This is a genomic window from Psychrobacillus vulpis, assembly GCF_006861825.1.
Lineage (GTDB): Bacteria > Bacillota > Bacilli > Bacillales_A > Planococcaceae > Psychrobacillus > Psychrobacillus vulpis.
On sequence record NZ_VDGI01000001.1, the window covers coordinates 106716 to 125184 of the forward strand.

Sequence of the window (18469 nt, forward strand, 5' to 3'; positions counted from 1 at the left end):
GGTTTTGGGTAGTCTAAATGCCATTGTGAAAGAAGCTAGAGGTGATGTGAAATGAGAGATGGATTTAAACAACTGATTATAGGATATCTTTTCGTACTAATAAAGATTCATATAGTAGTTGATATTTTACCAGATTTTATTGGCTACATTTTCATATACAATGGTATCAAAAAAATTGCTACTACTTCTGCTCAATCATATGAAAAGCTAAAAATACTTTCTGCTATTATCGCTATTTTTTCTGTACCTAATTTTTTCTTAAGTGATCAAATGATTCAACAGAGTATATGGTGGGGGTATTATGTAATAGCACTTTCTTTACTAAAAGTGATTCTCGTCTATTTCTTGTTTGATATACTACGTGTGGTTGCAAGGTTACTGCCATCTGATGAGGCACTTCTTTCAACGAAACGCATGTATACATGGTATATGACAATCATACTTGGTTCATTGTTCTTCCAATCTATTTTGATGAATTTCCCAATTTTTATGATCCAATCAGTATCAATTTTTATCGTAATCCTCGTACTAATCATAGAGATTTCTTTTCTTGTCTATCTTCGAAATATGCAAAAAAGATTTCCCGATAACAACTTATTCAATAGATATGCATAGGAAAAGGACCTGTTCTCGTATAGAGAACAGGTCCTCAGCTTGTCGACAAATGCATTTTATGAATCAAAATGTATTAAGAGCATAGTGATTATTGTGCTTTTCCTGTAGCAATCGCTCCTGGCGGGCGCTTTCCGCGGGCTCGCACCAAGCCTCCTCGGCTTTGCCTGCGGGGTCTTGGACTGTCTCGCTGTCCCGCAGGAGTCGCCGCCTTCCGCTTATTTTTAACTTCAATAAACAGAAAAGTGGACAATTAAAGCCTTTTCACTTGATGAGATTGGATAGTCAATCCGTTATTTTTTATTCCGAGAAACATTGATTTGATCACAACATCTTCAGATTTCCACTTTCAACTTTTGAAAAATAGGCAGGGCCCGCCACGAAGACTCCTGTGGCAATAACTTGAGCTGAATACCCCGCAGGTGCACATGTTTTTGCAGTGACGAGGAGGCTGAAGTCAAGCCCACTGAAAGCGAAGTGGCGGGCCCCGCTGATTCTCTTATATATCTCTATTCATTGTTAAAAAAGAATTTGTCTACAGTCTGAGGACCTGTTCTCGTATGGAGAACAGGTCCTTTTGGCTGTGTGGTTATAAAAACACATTATTTTCTATCTGGTCGTAAAACTATCTATCCGGTCACATTTTTATACGCCAGCATAATCTCTAGCGATCATGATACGTCCGATAATTATCTAGCCATGCAGTAAACTTGGACCAAGCATCCTCGAAATCTGGTTGAATGCAAGAGATTTGTAATAATCCTTTTTCCAATAAATAATCGCTTTTATAATGTAGATCAAAGCCAGACATACGCGCATCTTCTGCTAATTGGGGAAATTCTGTCTCTGTCCAAGTAAAAATCATTGGATAGTTTTTATTTGCAAACAATTCTATTTGATACTTTTTTACTTCTTCTTCGATAAACTTCATACGGTTATGTAAAAGTTTATATCTAGCCCCATCCTCATACGCCTTTAGTGCATTTTCTAAACTAAGTACAAATTGAGAAGGCATCGTAAATGGAATCATATGCTTAGCTGTCAATCCAATGTCTAAATACGCAGGAATATTTTCGCTAGTCGTTATTTCTGTGTTAGAGAAGACAAATGCTAAACCACTCATTGTTCCGATTGCTTTACCACTGACTCCTGTAGCTAAATATACCCCATCCATTTGAAAAGGAAGAGCTCCAAAAGAACTCACACAATCTGCACATAACAACACATTATTTTTTTTACATATTTCCACTAACTCATTTAATTGATTTAACATACCAGTTGAGGTTTCACCATGTGTCATGAGTAGCCAACTATAGTTGCCAGTATTAAGCTCACTTTCAATCTCTGCTAAATCAAATGGCTTTCCCCACTCATAAGCTTGTACAGCATAAGAAAGTCCCCATCTATCTGCTTGTTTTTCAAGACGCTCTCCAAAAGCTCCGTTTGTAACGATTAATCCCTTTTCCCCTAATACATGTAACTGTGCAATCATCGCTTCATTCGCAAGTGTTCCACTTCCAACTAAAAGATGCACATATGCCGCTCCACTCATTCTTAAAAGCCCGTTTTTCACTCGCTCAAGCATTACTTTAAATTCATGTGAACGATGGGATATTGGTTTTTCTATAAATGCTTTTTGAATAATTTCAGTTTGTTGAACTGGACCTGGATAAAATGAATATCTCTTTTGCTTAAAACGGGCAGCGACAGAATTATCAAATCGTTCTCTAGTCAGCACCATAGGAACAAAAAGTGCTTCTTCCGTTCCAACAGGATCTGCAAATGGTTCAAAACCTAGCTGATTATATAATTTTTGCTCTCGAATCGTTCCAGAAATAACCGCTGCCCCATATCCATTTTCATACGCATAATCAGATAATGCGCGTGCTAAATAATAGAATACTCGGCCGTTCCTATGAGCCTTTGCGACAGCCATTAGCCGAACTTCACATAATTGTCCTTCGAGAGCATCCTTCGGAAGTAACTCCTCAACTTGTCCAAGCTTTTGATCTAGAGAAAAAGGGCGTGCTGCGCGAAACGCAACCATCCCAGCAAGCTCTTGATCTTTTAACACAATTACGTAAACATTTTCATGATGAAACGCATCCACACGCATTCCACTTGGATCAGGTTCATGCTGCGGAATTTCTTCTACAAATGTTTCGTAATTTAACTTTGCAATCGCTTCAAATTCTTTTTCAGTTCGTGCAATTTTACACCAATACATTTTTATCATCCTCCTTTATTCACTAGAATGATAACGCTCCGTTCTTTTTTCTAGTAAAGTAATTCCCACCGCTAATAGTAAGACAGCTAAAAAGAACATCATACTTAAATACGTTATTACTCCAGTTAAGGTTTCCCCATATATGGTAACTCTCTTAAAAGATTCCATTCCGTAATAAATTGGTGATAGCCATTTCATCGCAAGCAAGCCTTCCGATTGTACAATTTCTAGCGGCCAATATGCCCCACCAATCATTGCAAAAGCTACAGCGAGTAACGAAATAATAACACTACTTTGACTAACTGTTTTTACAAGAGAGATGATAAAAAGGGAGAATGCCATCACAAGTAATACATAGAAACTGGAAATAACTACAACTTTCCACAATCCCCCGTACATATTCGTGCCAATAATAAATCTAAACACTAAAATGACTAACAGCATCTGAAAAAGCCCAATTATATAACTGAAGGATAAATGACCGAAATACAGTTGAAATCTACTAATGGAAGCTAGTTTCAATCTATTCCATACTCCAGTTCTCTTATCCTCTAAAATAAATTGTACGTTGATGGAAATTGTATAAAAAACAAAATAAAGCATGAATCCAAACAAACTCTGCAGTGCTCCATCATATCTAAAAACTTGCGATTCATCCATAGACGATTCTTTTAATAGAAATGCTTTTTCCTCGTTCATGCCTTTTTCGACTTGCTCCCACTTACTGGCACCAGCTTCGGCGATCACTTGCCCACGAAAAGCAAGTTCATTATATGTTGATTCTATTTCAAGCGATAACTTTCTTACTATATCTGAATCTATATCTGCTAGAACAGAATACGTCTTTTCATTGAGTAATATTCCGATTGAATCTCTCTTTTCCTTTATTACTTCCTGTAGCTCTTCTTCTGTCATAACAGTTATTGTATAGTCTTCTTTCCTTTGTAAACTTTCCAAAACTTCTTGACTGATGCTCGTATGATCCGTAGCAACCAGTAACGGGATGCTACTACCAACACCACCACTTAATACAAAAGCAAAAATAACTGTCATAACAGTCATTGAAATCAGAACGAGAGGTTTTCTTTTTAGATTTTGGAGTCTAGCAAGCCATATTCCCTTCATGATGTTCCCCCTCTTTTCGGAAATAAAACGATCGACAACAACACACAAAGAATAAACCATACAAACAGAGCAGATATATAAGACCAAATTACTTCTAATTGTTGACCTTTTTGAATAGATAAAATCGCTGTCATTGTAGCCCCATTTGGTGTGAAATTTCCGATATTCGCAAGTAAACTAGAGACATCTCCAATATTAAAAAACGAGCCTCCTAGAAATGCAAAAATAGAAACTACAAATCCACTAAATATATTTGCCGCCCCTTCAGATTTCGTACGAAGTTGTAGCGTCGTTAATAAAGAGGAAAGCCCCCCAATAAAGAAACTGTAGCCTAATACAATAACAAGCATTCCTTCTGCTCCAATCCAGTCAATTCCTAATACGAGTTTACCGAAAATTAGAATGATGGCTTGTTGCATTACGGCCACAATTGTACCTGTAATAAAAATAGAAACTGTATATAAAGTGGATGAAACACCTGCTAAAATAAGTCGATCATATACTTTCCACTGTACTTCCTGTAATGCGAATCCCGATAGAAATGTTGGAATATAGAGTGCAAACATGACAAGCATTCCAACTGTGTAATAAATTGAAGCAGGGATTTTTCTCTCTCTTTCTTGTAATTCCTGTTCTATCTTTTTAACATTCTCAGTGTTTTGCATTATTTCATTCGGTGAAATTCCTGCTTTCGAAAAAACAAGTGACTTCGTGAAACCATTTTGCCACTCTTGAATTACCGATTGGATAATAGAAGCTCTTATTTCATTTTCTTGACTTAAAAATACATCTATATCAGGTGTTTGATTTACACCAAAATAAGCCGACTTTATATAATTTAAACGAAAATTAGATGGAATCATCAAAATACCATCAATGTTTTTGTCTTTACGAAGGTTATTTAAATCAGTTGCCTTTTTCTTTTCAACCGAAATATATTTTCCCACTTCTTTAGAGGCTAAAATGGAGTTTTCTAAAATATGAATAGGATCATTCATTTTCACTTGAGTAAGTAAGGCATCCAATGCAGATCCACTAACTCCTTGTTCCTCTATGAAACTTTTAATAGATTCTTCTTCCTGCTCCCAGTTTGATTCATCCAAAATAACGAGCCTTGCTTGAATTGCTGACTCTCCACCATTATCCATTACACCAGCAAGAGCAGTTGAAAGAATAGTGATTAAAACTAATGGCATAACTAGTAAGATGATGAGAGGTTGTTTGTTACGCAATAACATTTTCATTTGCTTTCCAATTAAGCTTAATAGCATTACAATTCCTCCCTAGTCTCTTAAAGCTCTGCCTGTTAAATGTAAAAATACATCTTCAAGGGAAGGAATTTTCACAATTGCAGATGTGATGGTCACAGCATTATCAGCAGCTATCGCAAAAATAGTCGCTAATGGCTCTTCCTTTTTAGGCATGGAGATTAATAGAATATCTTCTTCTTTACGAACGCTTGCCATCGGAAATTGCTTTTGTAGTGCTTCTTCGAAAGCGGAAGATAATAGATGTGCTTTTAATTCGATTGTTTGATTGTCTGAAACAAGTAATTTTAACTCCTCTTTTGTTCCGTAGGCGATAATTTCACCTTGATCCATAATATAAATTTTGTCACAAAGAAGCTCAACTTCTTCCATATAGTGACTTGTGTATAGCAATGTCATCCCTTCTTCGACGAGTTGTTTTACAGTATCTAAAATATAGGCTCTTGATTGTGGATCAATTCCTACTGTTGGTTCATCCATGATTAATATGGATGGTTTATGTAATAGAGCGGCTCCAATATTCAAACGGCGTTTCATCCCACCGGAGAATGTTTTCACAATATCATTTTTTCGATCTGACAGCCCAATCTTTAACAATATTTCTTCCGTCCGTTCTATTAATAATCGACCTTTCAATCCATAGATGCGACCAAAAAAAGCTAAGTTTTCCTTAGCTGTTAACTCTGGATATAATGCAATTTCTTGTGGTACTATACCAAGTGTTTTACGAAGAGCTTCCGGATTTTTATTGATAGATACTTTGTTCCAAAAAACCTCTCCACTTGTGGGCATTACTAAGGAAGAAAGCATTGAAATAGTTGTTGATTTTCCTGCGCCATTTGGTCCAAGCAAACCAACAGATTCTCCCTTTTCTAACTGCATATTAATATTACAAACTACTTCTTTTGTTTTAAACTTTTTCTGAAGATTGATTGCTTGTAGCATTTCTCCATCTCCTTGATATACATATTTAGTTAAATTATAACAAACTAATTTCTATATTCTAGAAATGATCATTCTTAAATTTATGTAAAGGAAGAAGAAATTATTTACAAGCTTAGAAAAGGACAAGTGCTCTTTAAGTCACCTCTCTTAACAGTTGACGACTGCTTTGAACTGCACATCCTCCACACTAATATATGAAAAATTTTAGGAGTGAGGGGAAGTGATCACGTTCATTTTGTATGCTTTGGACATTATGGCATAAGAACTCTAGAGTAAAAAGCGCTAGACTCCTCGGAAAAACGGAACGTCCAAAACCACTTACGACCGTAGCGAAAGTACTGATAAGTCTCTATTATTCGACTTTGCCAAATGGATTGTCCAATAGTCCAATAAATAAGAAAATCGTTGAAACGGCTCCCTTTCCGAAGGGCACTGAAAAAGTGTTATTCTAATAAATTCCATTAAATAGTCGTTAAGAGAGTTTATCGCTTTGGCATTCGCTTTCCGCGGGCGAGCAACGAGCCTCCTCCTTCGCTCCGCTTCGTGCTGGGTCTCGTCTGTCTCGCTTTCCCGCAGGAGTCTCATGCGTCGCGCTAAATTCTCTTAAATAAATTCAGCAAATAGTTCCTACAAAATAATAATTCGAGTTTTTCAGTGCCCTCCCTTACCGCGGGCGTTGCCTTAGTCTCCTCGCTTCGCTGCGGGGCCTTCGACTAACGCTATTCCCGCAGGAGTGTCGCCTTTTCAACGATTTTCTAGAAATGAAAAAGTATTTACTTAGAAAATAGACAGTATTTCAGTGCCTACAACGTAGCGACGAGAAGACTTGGAATTTCGCCCGCGGAAGGCGAGTAGCTTTTTCCGGACTCAATTAGTCTTAATTCTATTTTATTAGAATAGAGACTGAACTAATCGCGCACATTTTGGATGTATTTGAACATATCGAGTAGCAATTCTAGAGGAAAAAGCTGCGAGACTCCTTCGGAAAAACGGAGCATTTTGCCAAATGAGGTAGTCTAATATTCCAGTAAATAAGAAAATCGTTGAAATGGCTCCCTTTCCGCGGGCGTTGCCTCAGTCTCCTTGCTTTGCCGCGGGGCCTTCGACTAACGCTATTCCCGCAGGAGTGTCGCCTTCTTCAACGATTTTCTAGAAATGAAAAAGTATTTACTTAGAAAATAGACAGTTTTTCAGCGCCTACAACATAGCAACGAGGAAGCATGGAATTTTGCCAAAGCGAGTGGCTTTTTCCAGACTCAATTAGTCTTAATTCTATTTTATAAGAATAAAGACTGAACTAATCACACTCATTTTGGATGTATTTGAACATCTCGAATAGCAACTCTAGAGGAAAAAGCTGCGAGACTCCTGCGGAAAAACGAAGCGTCCAAGACCCCGCACGAGCCTAGCGAGGAGGAGGCTTGGCGTTTCGTCCGCGGAAAGCGAGTGGCTTTTTCCGGACTCAATTGTCATCATTCTATTTTATAAAAAAACTGTAGGCAAACTCTCGATTTTATCGAGTTTGCCTACAGTTTGAAATGTCCTGTAAAGGACAGCTTTTTTATTTATATTATTAAGCTTCTACTGTTTGTGTTTCAAGTGGAGCATTGTACATATCTTTGTCCAGTTCCCCTGTGATCTTTGCAGTAGCAACACCAGCAGTCATTGAACCACTTACATTTACTGCTGTACGCCCCATATCGATTAATGGTTCAACTGAAACTAGTAAACCAGCTAAAGCTACTGGTAGATTTAAAGCTGAAAGTACTAGAATTGCGGCAAATGTTGCTCCACCACCAACTCCTGCAACTCCAAAAGAGCTAATCGCTACGATAGCAACGACAGTTAGGATAAACAATGGATCTAACGGATTGATACCTTGAGAAGGGGCAATCATAAACGCCAACATTGCAGGATATATACCAGCACATCCATTTTGTCCGATTGATAAACCAAACGAACCAGAGAAGTTTGCAATTCCTTCCGAAACGCCTAACTTGTTAGTTTGCGTATTAATATTAATAGGTAGAGTACCTGCGCTTGAACGAGACGTAAAAGCAAATAATAATGGCTCTGCCGCTTTTTTCACGTATGTGAAAGGGTTTAGCCCAGAAAGAGTAATGATTAATAAATGAATTGCGAACATAACTGCTAAAGCAACATATGATGCTAGAACAAATTTCCCTAAGTTATAAATTGCTGCAAAATCGGATGTTGCTACAGTTCTTGCCATAATTGCTAAAATTCCGTATGGAGTTAGACGTAGAACAATTTTCACTACGCTCATAATTAGCGCATAAATCGCGTCAATTCCTGTTTTAATCGTTGCTGCTACTTCTACATCTTTACGAGCAACTGCTAGATAAGCAAAACCTAAAAATGCAGCAAAGATAACGACTGCTATCGTAGATGTTGAACGTGCTCCTGTGAAATCTAAAAATGGATTCGCAGGAAGCAAATCTAGTAATTGCTGTGGAAGTGTTTTATCCGCCACTTCCGCTGAACGTCCTTCGATATATTCTGCACGAGCCGATTCTGCATCTCCTTGAACAATTTGGTCAGAGTTCAAATCAAAAATTGCAGCTGAACCAATTCCTACAACTGCAGCAATCGCAGTTGTACCAATTAAAATACTTAATATAATTGCAGCCATCTTACCAAAATTTTTACCAATTTTTAATTTCGTAAATGCTCCTAAAATAGAAATGAATACTAACGGCATTACGATCATTTGAAGAAGCTTCACATAACCAGAACCAATTAAGTTATACCACTCAATCGATTCGTTTAAAACTTCCGAAGTTACGCCATAAATAAAATTTAACGCTAAACCTAAAACAATCCCTAATCCCAATGCTGTAAACACTCGTTTTGAGAATGAAATATGTTTCTTTTGCATTATGATTAATACTCCAACGAACAACAATAATGCTGCAACATTGAGAATGATAAATAATATATCCATTTAAATACCCCCATTTTTAATACTTTTCATATGATATTACTTTTATTCCTATAGGTCAAGTAGGTTTTATTACTTTTACTTGTAAACACACGTATCTTCTTTATTTTCCTCAAATCCGCTATACTAGAGATAAATCCCAATAGATACAATTGGAGGTGTCAATTTGGCAGCGAGTTTATTAAGTTTAATGATTTCTGGCACTCTCATACTAAATATTTTCCTTGCAATCGCATTAATATTTTTAGAGCGTAGAGATGCTTCTTCTACATGGGCCTGGCTTCTGATCCTATTCTTTATACCAATTCTGGGGTTCGGTATTTATTTGCTATTTGGGAGAAAATTACGTAGAAAACACTTATTCCGGTGGGAAGGTAAAAATAAGATCGGGATTGATAAATTAATCGAATATCAAATGGAAGCAATTGAAGATGATTCTTTCGATTTTCGTCTAGATGATGCAAGTCAATACAAAGAATTGATTATCATGCATCTACACAATAATCAGGCTGTGTTAACACAAGATAATAAAGTGGACATTTTCAATGATGGGCGAGAAAAATTTGATGCACTTTTACATGATTTAGAATATGCGAAAGACCATATTCATATTCAATATTATATTTTTCGCCTAGATCATCTTGGACAGCAAATATATCAAATCCTTTTAGAAAAAGCGAAACAAGGTGTGAAAGTTCGTATTCTTTACGATGATATGGGATCTCGTTCTTTAAGAAAAAGACATTTTAAAGAGCTTATTGAGCTAGGTGGACGTGTGGAAGCATTTTTCCCAGCAATTTTACCACTAATTAATCCACGAATGAATTATCGGAATCACCGAAAAATTGTCGTCATTGATGGTCGTATAGGTTATATTGGGGGATTCAATGTAGGCGATGAATATTTAGGGTTAAATAAACGATTCGGGTATTGGCGGGATACACATTTACGTATTGAAGGAAGCGCAGTACATCCACTACAAACTCGATTTATACTAGATTGGAATCAGGCTTCTGTCGAGCACGACATTGAATATTCTGATCGCTTTTTCCCTGCAATTCCTTTAAAAGGTTCTGTTGGTCTACAAATTGTCTCTGGCGGACCTGAATCGGAATGGGAGCAAATAAAAAACGGATATTTAAAGTTAATAATGATGGCGAAGAAATACATTTATATTCAAACTCCTTACTTTATCCCAGATGCAAGTTTTATGGATACTCTTCGCATTGCTTGTTTATCTGGAATTGATGTGCGCATAATGATTCCAAACAAGCCTGATCATATTTTTGTTTATTGGGCTACTTATTCTTATGTAGGCGAATTAATAAAAGCCGGGGCTAAAGTCTACATTTACGAAAATGGATTTTTGCATACGAAAATGATTGTGATTGATGATGAGGCATCTACGGTCGGCACTGCTAACATTGATATTCGCAGTTTTAAACTTAACTTTGAAGTAAATGCTTTTATCTATGATCGCGAAACTTCACATATACTAGCAGAACACTTCGAAAAAGACATGCAACTATCAACTCAACTAACATGGGAATTATATGAGGAAAGAAGTCGAATGATTAAATTCAAAGAATCTTTAGCACGTCTCCTTTCACCAATTCTTTAAGAAAAGTCTAGACATTATATAACTAAAAAAGTCAGCTTTCATAATGAAAGCTGACTTTAGACTGTAGGAAAACTCGATAAATTCGAGTTTGCCTATAGTCTTTTTTCTTATAGAAGAGAAGGAAGGCTAATCGAGTCTGGAAAAAGCCACTCGCTTTCCGCGGACGAATCGCCAAGCATCCTCCTCGCTACGCTGAGGGTACTGAAAAAGTCCCTATAATCGACGTTGCTAGACGGAGTTGTATAATAACCCAACAGATAAGAAAATCGTTGAAACGGCTCCCTTTCCGCAGGCGTTGCCTTAGCCTCCTCGCTTCGCTGCGGGGTCTTCGGCTAAAGCTATTACTGCAGGAGTGTCGCCTTTTTCAACGATTTTCTAGAAATGAAAAAGTATTTATCTAAAAAAAATAGACAGTTTTTTAGTGACCATGCTCTACGCTCGTGCAGGGTCTTGGACACTCCGTTTTTCCGCAGGTTCTCGTTGCTATGTCCTCTACGTGTTGAATCTAGGAGTTGATATGCGATGATGTCCAAAAACATACAAAATGAAAGCTGACTTTTTACATTTCAAAATATTCTTCTAGTGTAGTTCCTGCTTTATACACTTCCGTTGCTAGCTGCTCTCCAACATAGCGGAAATGCCAAGGTTCATACATGTAACCTGTTATTTTCTCTTTTCCATTTGGATAACGCATAATGAATCCGTATTTATGTGCGTTTGCAGCAACCCATTTTCCAGCTTCCGTCTCCCCAAAGCTTTCTCTTGCGAAATGTTGCTCAAAATGCTGCTCTCCAATATCAAATGCAAGACCAGTTTGATGCTCTGAATATCCTGGACGAGCACTGTAGCGATCTGCTTCTTCTTGACCATCATTGCTGACATACTTATTGTACAATTGCGTTTGGTAATCAAAAGAGCGATATGTACTAAAAGCAACTAGATTATAACCGGAAAGCTTTGCTTCTGCTGCCATTTCTTCATATGCTGCTCGTGCTTCTTTACTTTCACCAGGTGCGTAAGTAGAAGGGAGCGGGTACGTTTTACTCGCTATCAGAACTCCTTCAACATATTTAGGCTCTTCTGGTAATGTTTCATGACCAACATATCCCTTTGCACCAGACAAATCTATTTCAGGTTCTTCGACAACCGGTTCTTCTTCAGCAGCTGGCTGTTCTTTTTCATCATTTTCTTCCATTGCAGGCTCGTCTACCTTTTCCTCAGTAGTAGGTTTTCCCTTATCATTTGAAAGTCCTAATGCTGCAATACTTTTATCTATATTCCAATCATTTAACCCAATCCAAGTAACAATTAATGCTATTATTGCAGCTGCTATACACCCTGAAACGATATATGGCCACTTCTTTTGATTTTTCTTTTTTAAAAAACTCTGTCTTGATTGCATGGTCTTCCTTCTTTCCAATAACGATACTTAATAGTTTAACATTTTTTCATGATAAATTCCGCAAAACTTAACCAATTCCATTATTATGTAATTTTGAAAATATAAGAAACTAAAGGTAAAAAACGCGTTACCCTTTTACAGGTAAAGCGTTTCTTAAAATAGGATTAACCCTAATACGACAAAGAATAACACCGCAAAAACAATTGCCATAGCTCGCATCCATTTTGCCTCACGAATGAATCCTTTCTCTTTAAAACTAATCGCACGATACCCATTACTTAAAGCAAATATCGCAGTCATAAAAAGCACAGCCATATTTAAGTTTCCTAAAATAATGAATACTAATGAAGTAATACTCACAGCTGTAATTAATAAACCAAAAATCCAATTTCTCTTCACGTTCGACACCTCTCAAGAAAAAAACGAAGCTAAAAGAAGCTTCGTTTCATTTTATACTGATTCTTCTGCTTTTTCGGGATGATTTGAGTAGAATTTACGCCCTAAATATGTTTGGAATATTAAAATTATCCCACCAATAGTCCAGTATAATGGCAATGCTGCCATAGAACTAAAGGAAATAAACATAATCATAATAGGTGAAATATAAATCATCATTTTCATTTGTTGCTTTTGTTGCTCAGGTACTGTCCATAAAGATACTTTTGCTTGAAGGAAATAAACTGCTCCTGCAATAAGCGTCATCACAATATCGGGAGAACCTAGGTTGAACCATAGAAATGGATGTGCCTTAATCTCGTCTGAATGTGAAATGGCAAAGTACAATCCCATAACAATTGGCATTTGAATAAGCATAGGTAAACAGCCCATATTTAACGGATTTACTCCGTGTTTACGATACAAACCCATCATTTCTTGTTGTAATTGAGCTTGTTCTTCTTTTGATTTTGTTTCTTTTAATTTCTTTTGGATTTCGTCCATTTCAGGCTTCAGTTTGTCCATTTTTACTTTCATGCCTTGTTGGTGCTTATAATTTTTAAGCATCAAAGGCATCAGAGCAAATCGAATGAGAACAGTAATTGCAATAATAGCTAGACCGTAACTCCCATTAAACATTTCACCAAAGAAATGAATTAAAAATTCAAAAGGTCGTACAAAAATATTATAAAAGGTACCTTCTTTATTCTCTACCCCTGCACATCCACTCAATAATACAGTCGCGAACACAAGAATAGAAAGCAAACTAATTTTCTTTTTCAATTCATTCACCTTCAATTATCAAACTATATCGAGTATACCTTACTATGAAGCTATTTATCAAATATAACCTAAAGGAAACTTTAAATGGTTTTGTTTTCTTTTGGAAAATTATATTTGAAATTGGCATACTCCTGATGGTCTCGGAATTGTTTTGGTGTTAAACCTGTGTATTTTTTGAATATTCTTGTGAAATAACTTTGGTTGCAGAAGTGAAAAGAATCAGAGATGTCCGCTATACCTTTGTTCGTATGTCTTAAGAAATACTGACACTCTTCGATCTTTCGAATGTTCAAATATTCCACTAATGTAACGCCAGTATGTTCTCGGAAAATACGTGATAAATGGCTTGTACTAATACGAAAATGCTTTGCTATATCTTCAACTGTCAAATCTGTTTCGATTTGATCATTGATGAATAGTATCACTTTATTTACAGTTTGGTGGCCAAAGGAGGGTTTTTTTCTTTCTGTAATAACCATTACAAAAAATTCTACTAGTTCATCCGCATATTGCAGAAATTGTGCATCGCTCATTTTTAGCTCTATCACCTCAACACTGGAGACACTAAAAGCAGACACTTTATCTGCAGGTACTTGACATTCATATAGTTTTCTCGCCATTACTGCAGATAATTGTATGTAGTAATATTTAACTGCTAAAATCATATGTTTACCAGCACGTGTAATAATTTTTTCAATAATTTCTCTTAAAGTTTTTTTGGCATTTTCTATTTCAAATGCATACATATCGAGAAATAATTTATTTTCTAATTCATATAATTGGTCCAGTCCTCCGACTAAATCCATTGAGTTTAACTCTTTAATGTAGTATTTCGAAAAGTGTTCTAAAAATGTTTTATCTGTGCGCTGCATAAAGACCTCATCTTCCTCTTTTAAGTAATTCATATTATTATATTTTTTAGGCATACAGAACTATATTATAACATTATCTTGTAAATAAAAAATATTTTAGTTCTACTATATTCCTATTATTCTGTTCTTACTCTACTTCACAATAGAACGTATATTCCTCTAAAAAAACATACATCAATATCTATTATTTCGACAGTAGGTATTATATTTGAAATCCAACAATCGAATTTGAGGCAACACCCATCCTTATGAAATGAAGATTCATTCCTCTAAATGCCTATAATGAAACTGCACAAAATAATAAATAAGTGCTAAACTGGAGGAAAAGTGAAATCTAAGAAACGGGGAGTACAGTTGCGCTTTTTTGTTTATATTATTATCTTTTTTTCGTTTTTCGATTTATTCGCGCAGTTGCCTATCATGAGCCCTTTTGCAGAGTCTCTAGGCGCGACACCCTTTTTGACTGGTTTAGTTGTTGGTATGTATTCATTTTCTAACACTATTGGGAACATTATCTCAGGATTTTTAACGGATAAAAAAGGGCCCTTTTATGTATTAATATTTGGACTTTTTGCTACTAGCTTGTCTCTATTCTTATACCAAGGTGCAACAGATGCACTGGGACTCTTATTAATACGTTTTATCCATGGATTAGTTGCTGGATTTATCGTACCAGCAGCCTTTACTTATTCAGCCAATCAAACTGCACAAGAAAAACGAGGTAAAGGAGTCGCATTATCGGGTGCATTTGTAGGACTAGCTGCTATTACTGGTCCTGCGATGAGTGGAATAGTGGCTAGTATAAAAAGTGAAGTATTTGTATTAAATGTTAATGGTGCTATTTTACTCATATTAAGCGTTGCCGCTATTTTCATGTTAAGATCTGTTGCTGTAAAAAAAGACGTAGAACAAAACCAAAAGACTACTCCTGTAACAGTTCAAGACATTTTCCAAAAGAGTGGATTGGTTAAGGCATTCACTGGTGCATTCTTTTTAATGTTTTCCCAAGGAGTATTAGCTTATATGCTTCCTCTAAAGGTTCTTCACCTTGGATTTGATTCAAAAATAAGCGGTTTATTACTGAGTACTTTTGGGTTTGTTGCAATATTAGTGTTTGTGTTACCTATCAATCGAATTTTTGACCGTGTAAAGCCTATTAAAACGCTTGCTTTTGGAATGAGTCTAATGGGATTAAGTATGTTGTTACTTGGGCAAACAGAGACGTTGCAATGGATGTATGGTTGGATGTGTTTATATGGAATAGGATTTGCTTTTTTATTTCCTTCTATCAATTCATTACTTATCGACTCTACTGATGCAACCTATCGTGGGAAAGCATATGGTTATTTTTATGCATTCTTTTCTATTGGTGTTGTCATCGGTTCAAGCGTTACAGGTTTACTAGAGCTTACTGCAAATGGAGGATTTATTTTAACAGGTATCATATTAATAATAGCATCAGCCCTTTCCATTTTCAGTAGAACTAATTAAAAATACGGCCGCTCTCATGAAGAGTCGCCGTATTTTTAATATTTGTTACTCTACATTATGTGCTATAGGTTTTCTGTTTTTTTCTTGTACTTCTTCGTTATAATATTGAACGCTTGTCATCGCACCTTCTGCTACCATCTTATTATCTGGGATATCATGTGGATCTGGATGACCAACTGTCGTGAAATCTGAACGATCGTGCTTTTGTGAATCCAAATAAGAATTTACTTTTGTCTTCGTATTATTAAATGCTACCATTGCTTTCTCACGATTTTCTTTTTTTCTAAAATATGCGTAAGCTCCTGCAGCAAGTCCTGCTAATAATAGAGATTTATTTTTGCTTTTAGCCATATAAATTACCTCCCAGTGATAGAAATTTTATATCTATACCTTACATACCCTATAATTTTTAAAATAACACCTTTTATTTTACTTTCTTACGAATCATATCTACATGGGGAATTCCATCTTCATCGTACTCCTCTGAATTTTTTATAAATCCTATAGATCCATAAAAATCTTGTAGATGGCTTTGTGCACTTAACTTAATTGTATCCACATTCCACGCATTTTCTGCCTCATCTATTGCTCGATGCATGAGTTTTCTTGCCATTCCAGTTCCACGTGCTTTTTGTTTTATAATTACCCTTCCTATTGAACATTTATCGTATTTGTCTCCATCAGGAATTAGTCGACAATACGCAACAACTTCATCCTCTTCTATATACATTAAATGCAATGACTTTTCATCATATGAATCTAACTCTGGATAAGCACAATTTTGTTCTACGACAAAAACATCCACGCGTAGCTTCAGCACCTCATATAAACGACGTACATCGAATTCATCAAACTTTAGTAATTTCCAGGTCATTTGGACTCCCTCTTTTCTATACAAAAAGACAGTTTTTCTTTCTGTATTTATAAAACGTTTTCTTTTATTATCACACAAGAGTAGAAGATTGATATAATTTTTGATATGATAGCAAAAAGAATTTAGAGGTGATTTCAAATGATTAGGGCGATGACGTTTAAAGATATTGCAACTGTTCAACAAATCGCAAAGATCAGTTGGAACAATACATATAAGCATATTATTCCCGACGATATTCAAGCTCTTTTTTTAAAAAAGGCTTACTCGAGCACAATGCTTGCTAAACGAATAGAAAAAACTATTTTTTTAATAGCAGAATATGAAGGCCAACCCGTTGGATTTGCTAATTTTACATATGTAGATGCAGATGGAGATGCAGAATTGACTGCAATCTATGTGTTACCAGAATATCAACAAATTGGATACGGTAGAAAACTACTTCAAGCAGGACTAAAGGAAATGCCACAAGGAAAGCAGTTATTTGTCTATGTGGAAAGTAAAAATGAACAAGCGCGTATTTTCTATGAGCGCTTTGGATTTGAGTGTTTAGAAGAATTTGATGAATTTTTCGAAGGTCATCCTTTATCTACTGCGAAATATGTATATTTAATAAAGACAGTCTGAAGTGATACCTCGAAATTTGACTTTGTTTACAAAGAAACACCGACCTATTAAATAGGCCGGTGTTTCTTTAAATTATGTTGGTTCAAACAAAAGTTTGTCGCAAGGAATTTGCATCACTTTCAATTGTGAAGTATTAGTTTTAGTACATTTTCTCTGTAGAATAGTAATCTTCTTGCTCCGACAATTGAACTGGCGGCTTACGAACAAAACACATGATTGCAGCAACATATAATAGAATCGATGTTAACGAAATAACACCAGCTAATAAACCAGCTAAAATAAACATAATTCCCGCAAGTTTTGGATTTTTATTTTTCGTTACAGAAACAATTCCAACTATGTTTAAAATTAAACTAATGACAAGTGCTATAACGAATCCCCATCCTAGTACGCTAAACAAATTAATAAATGTATCAACACCTTGCGTAATTATTTCTACATCTTGGCCTGATAACGTTGGATCATTTATGATTTCTTGTTCAAATTCAGATTTCAGCATATCATCTTGAATAGCTGCATTTCCTCCGATAACTAATAATGAAAACAGTATAATGGCAATAGTTGTAAAAATTGCACTTATAACTCCTAAAACTATTTCACCTGTACGAGACATACTATATTTCCCTCCTATGTTTAAAATTATATTCCATATTACTTGTACGTATTTTTGACATAAAAGTTTCGACTATTTTCAATCTTCCCTGCATAAGTTGAGATAAACCTGTTTATAATCACACAAATAAGGGTATTAATATACTAACACACATTATAGAAAGGAAGATTAGGATGGAGAAAAATCTAATTTTTAGTCAATCTGATTTCTTTTATACATTGGCAGGTGCATCGGCATTAACAGGTATTTTAGTTTTATTTACGCATATTTAATATTAGAAATTTAAAAGGCAATCCTCTCTAAAAGAAGTGGATTGCCTTTTATTATTATGCTTTTACATCATCATATTCACTAGATTTGTTAAATGCAGCAACAACGTATGAGCATACCGGCTCAATCTTCAATTCATTTTGTCGAGCATATACTGCGGCAGTATCAAGTAGTTTTTTAGCTACTCCTTGCCCCCGCAACGCATCCGAAACGTACGTGTGGTCCATAACCATTACGTCTCCAAGTAATGTCCAAGTAATTTCTCCTAACGTCTCACCGTCTTGAATATATTGATAAGCAAATTCGTCATTGCCTAGCTCTTTGTATTGAAAATCCATTGTTTAC

Annotated in this window: 17 protein-coding genes; 4 read left to right on the top strand and 13 right to left on the bottom strand. The window is 35.8% G+C overall.

Going from position 1 to position 18469, the window contains the following annotated elements:
* The first annotated feature begins 51 nt into the window (after positions 1-51).
* Positions 52-615, top strand: coding sequence for a hypothetical protein (locus FG384_RS00545; RefSeq protein ID WP_142640606.1), 564 nt, complete (start codon positions 52-54; stop codon positions 613-615).
* A 661-nt stretch (positions 616-1276) separates the two neighbouring features.
* On the opposite strand, the gene FG384_RS00550 is transcribed toward FG384_RS00545, so the two are convergent.
* The 5 genes from FG384_RS00550 to FG384_RS00570 all read right to left on the bottom strand — a co-directional run bounded on the left by FG384_RS00550 (position 1277) and on the right by FG384_RS00570 (position 9142).
* On the bottom strand, positions 1277-2839 hold the full coding sequence (locus FG384_RS00550) for an aminotransferase class V-fold PLP-dependent enzyme (protein ID WP_142640607.1): 1563 nt from the start codon (positions 2837-2839) through the stop codon (positions 1277-1279).
* Between the two features lie 15 nt (positions 2840-2854).
* On the bottom strand, positions 2855-3964 hold the full coding sequence (locus tag FG384_RS00555) for an ABC transporter permease (RefSeq protein WP_166462343.1): 1110 nt from the start codon (positions 3962-3964) through the stop codon (positions 2855-2857).
* Positions 3961-5235, bottom strand: coding sequence for an ABC transporter permease (locus tag FG384_RS00560; RefSeq protein ID WP_142640609.1), 1275 nt, complete (start codon positions 5233-5235; stop codon positions 3961-3963). The genes FG384_RS00555 and FG384_RS00560 overlap by 4 nt, the downstream gene beginning before the upstream one ends.
* Positions 5236-5247: 12 nt before the next feature.
* Positions 5248-6177 carry an ABC transporter ATP-binding protein gene (locus FG384_RS00565; RefSeq protein WP_142640610.1) on the bottom strand — a complete coding sequence of 310 codons (930 nt, stop codon included), beginning with the start codon at positions 6175-6177 and terminating at the stop codon, positions 5248-5250.
* Positions 6178-7750: 1573 nt separating this feature from the next.
* A complete protein-coding gene (locus tag FG384_RS00570; RefSeq protein ID WP_142640611.1) occupies positions 7751-9142 on the bottom strand; it encodes an L-cystine transporter in 1392 nt (463 codons plus the stop codon).
* A gap of 187 nt (positions 9143-9329) precedes the next feature.
* On the opposite strand from FG384_RS00570, the gene cls reads away from it, so the two are divergent.
* Positions 9330-10760: a cardiolipin synthase gene (cls, locus tag FG384_RS00575; RefSeq protein WP_142640971.1), complete on the top strand. Its 1431-nt coding sequence runs from the start codon at positions 9330-9332 to the stop codon at positions 10758-10760.
* A 559-nt stretch (positions 10761-11319) separates the two neighbouring features.
* Here cls and FG384_RS00580 read toward each other — a convergent pair.
* The 4 genes from FG384_RS00580 to FG384_RS00595 form a co-directional block, all read right to left on the bottom strand.
* Entirely contained in the window at positions 11320-12162 is an 843-nt protein-coding gene (locus FG384_RS00580) for a M15 family metallopeptidase (RefSeq protein ID WP_142640612.1), read from the bottom strand.
* A 153-nt stretch (positions 12163-12315) separates the two neighbouring features.
* Positions 12316-12561, bottom strand: coding sequence for a hypothetical protein (locus FG384_RS00585; protein WP_142640613.1), 246 nt, complete (start codon positions 12559-12561; stop codon positions 12316-12318).
* A 51-nt stretch (positions 12562-12612) separates the two neighbouring features.
* A complete protein-coding gene (gene yidC, locus FG384_RS00590) occupies positions 12613-13380 on the bottom strand; it encodes a membrane protein insertase YidC (RefSeq protein ID WP_142640614.1) in 768 nt (255 codons plus the stop codon).
* Positions 13381-13460: 80 nt separating this feature from the next.
* Positions 13461-14252: an AraC family transcriptional regulator gene (locus FG384_RS00595; RefSeq protein WP_142640615.1), complete on the bottom strand. Its 792-nt coding sequence runs from the start codon at positions 14250-14252 to the stop codon at positions 13461-13463.
* A 354-nt stretch (positions 14253-14606) separates the two neighbouring features.
* On the opposite strand from FG384_RS00595, the gene FG384_RS00600 reads away from it, so the two are divergent.
* On the top strand, positions 14607-15743 hold the full coding sequence (locus FG384_RS00600) for an MFS transporter (RefSeq protein WP_142640972.1): 1137 nt from the start codon (positions 14607-14609) through the stop codon (positions 15741-15743).
* A gap of 45 nt (positions 15744-15788) precedes the next feature.
* On the opposite strand, the gene FG384_RS00605 is transcribed toward FG384_RS00600, so the two are convergent.
* Both FG384_RS00605 and FG384_RS00610 read right to left on the bottom strand, forming a co-directional pair.
* Positions 15789-16094 (bottom strand): hypothetical protein, encoded by a 306-nt coding sequence (locus tag FG384_RS00605; protein ID WP_142640616.1) that lies wholly within the window; start codon positions 16092-16094, stop codon positions 15789-15791.
* 73 nt (positions 16095-16167) lie between these two features.
* Positions 16168-16617 carry a GNAT family N-acetyltransferase gene (locus FG384_RS00610; RefSeq protein WP_142640617.1) on the bottom strand — a complete coding sequence of 150 codons (450 nt, stop codon included), beginning with the start codon at positions 16615-16617 and terminating at the stop codon, positions 16168-16170.
* A gap of 138 nt (positions 16618-16755) precedes the next feature.
* On the opposite strand from FG384_RS00610, the gene FG384_RS00615 reads away from it, so the two are divergent.
* The gene (locus FG384_RS00615; RefSeq protein WP_142640618.1) at positions 16756-17241 is read left to right on the top strand and encodes a GNAT family N-acetyltransferase; all 486 of its coding nucleotides are present in this window, start codon (positions 16756-16758) and stop codon (positions 17239-17241) included.
* A 139-nt stretch (positions 17242-17380) separates the two neighbouring features.
* Here FG384_RS00615 and FG384_RS00620 read toward each other — a convergent pair whose 3' ends face one another.
* Both FG384_RS00620 and FG384_RS00625 read right to left on the bottom strand, forming a co-directional pair.
* Positions 17381-17854: a DUF4064 domain-containing protein gene (locus tag FG384_RS00620; RefSeq protein WP_142640619.1), complete on the bottom strand. Its 474-nt coding sequence runs from the start codon at positions 17852-17854 to the stop codon at positions 17381-17383.
* A 326-nt stretch (positions 17855-18180) separates the two neighbouring features.
* The gene (locus FG384_RS00625) at positions 18181-18462 is read right to left on the bottom strand and encodes a GNAT family N-acetyltransferase (protein WP_142640620.1); all 282 of its coding nucleotides are present in this window, start codon (positions 18460-18462) and stop codon (positions 18181-18183) included.
* Between the last annotated feature and the right edge of the window lie 7 nt (positions 18463-18469).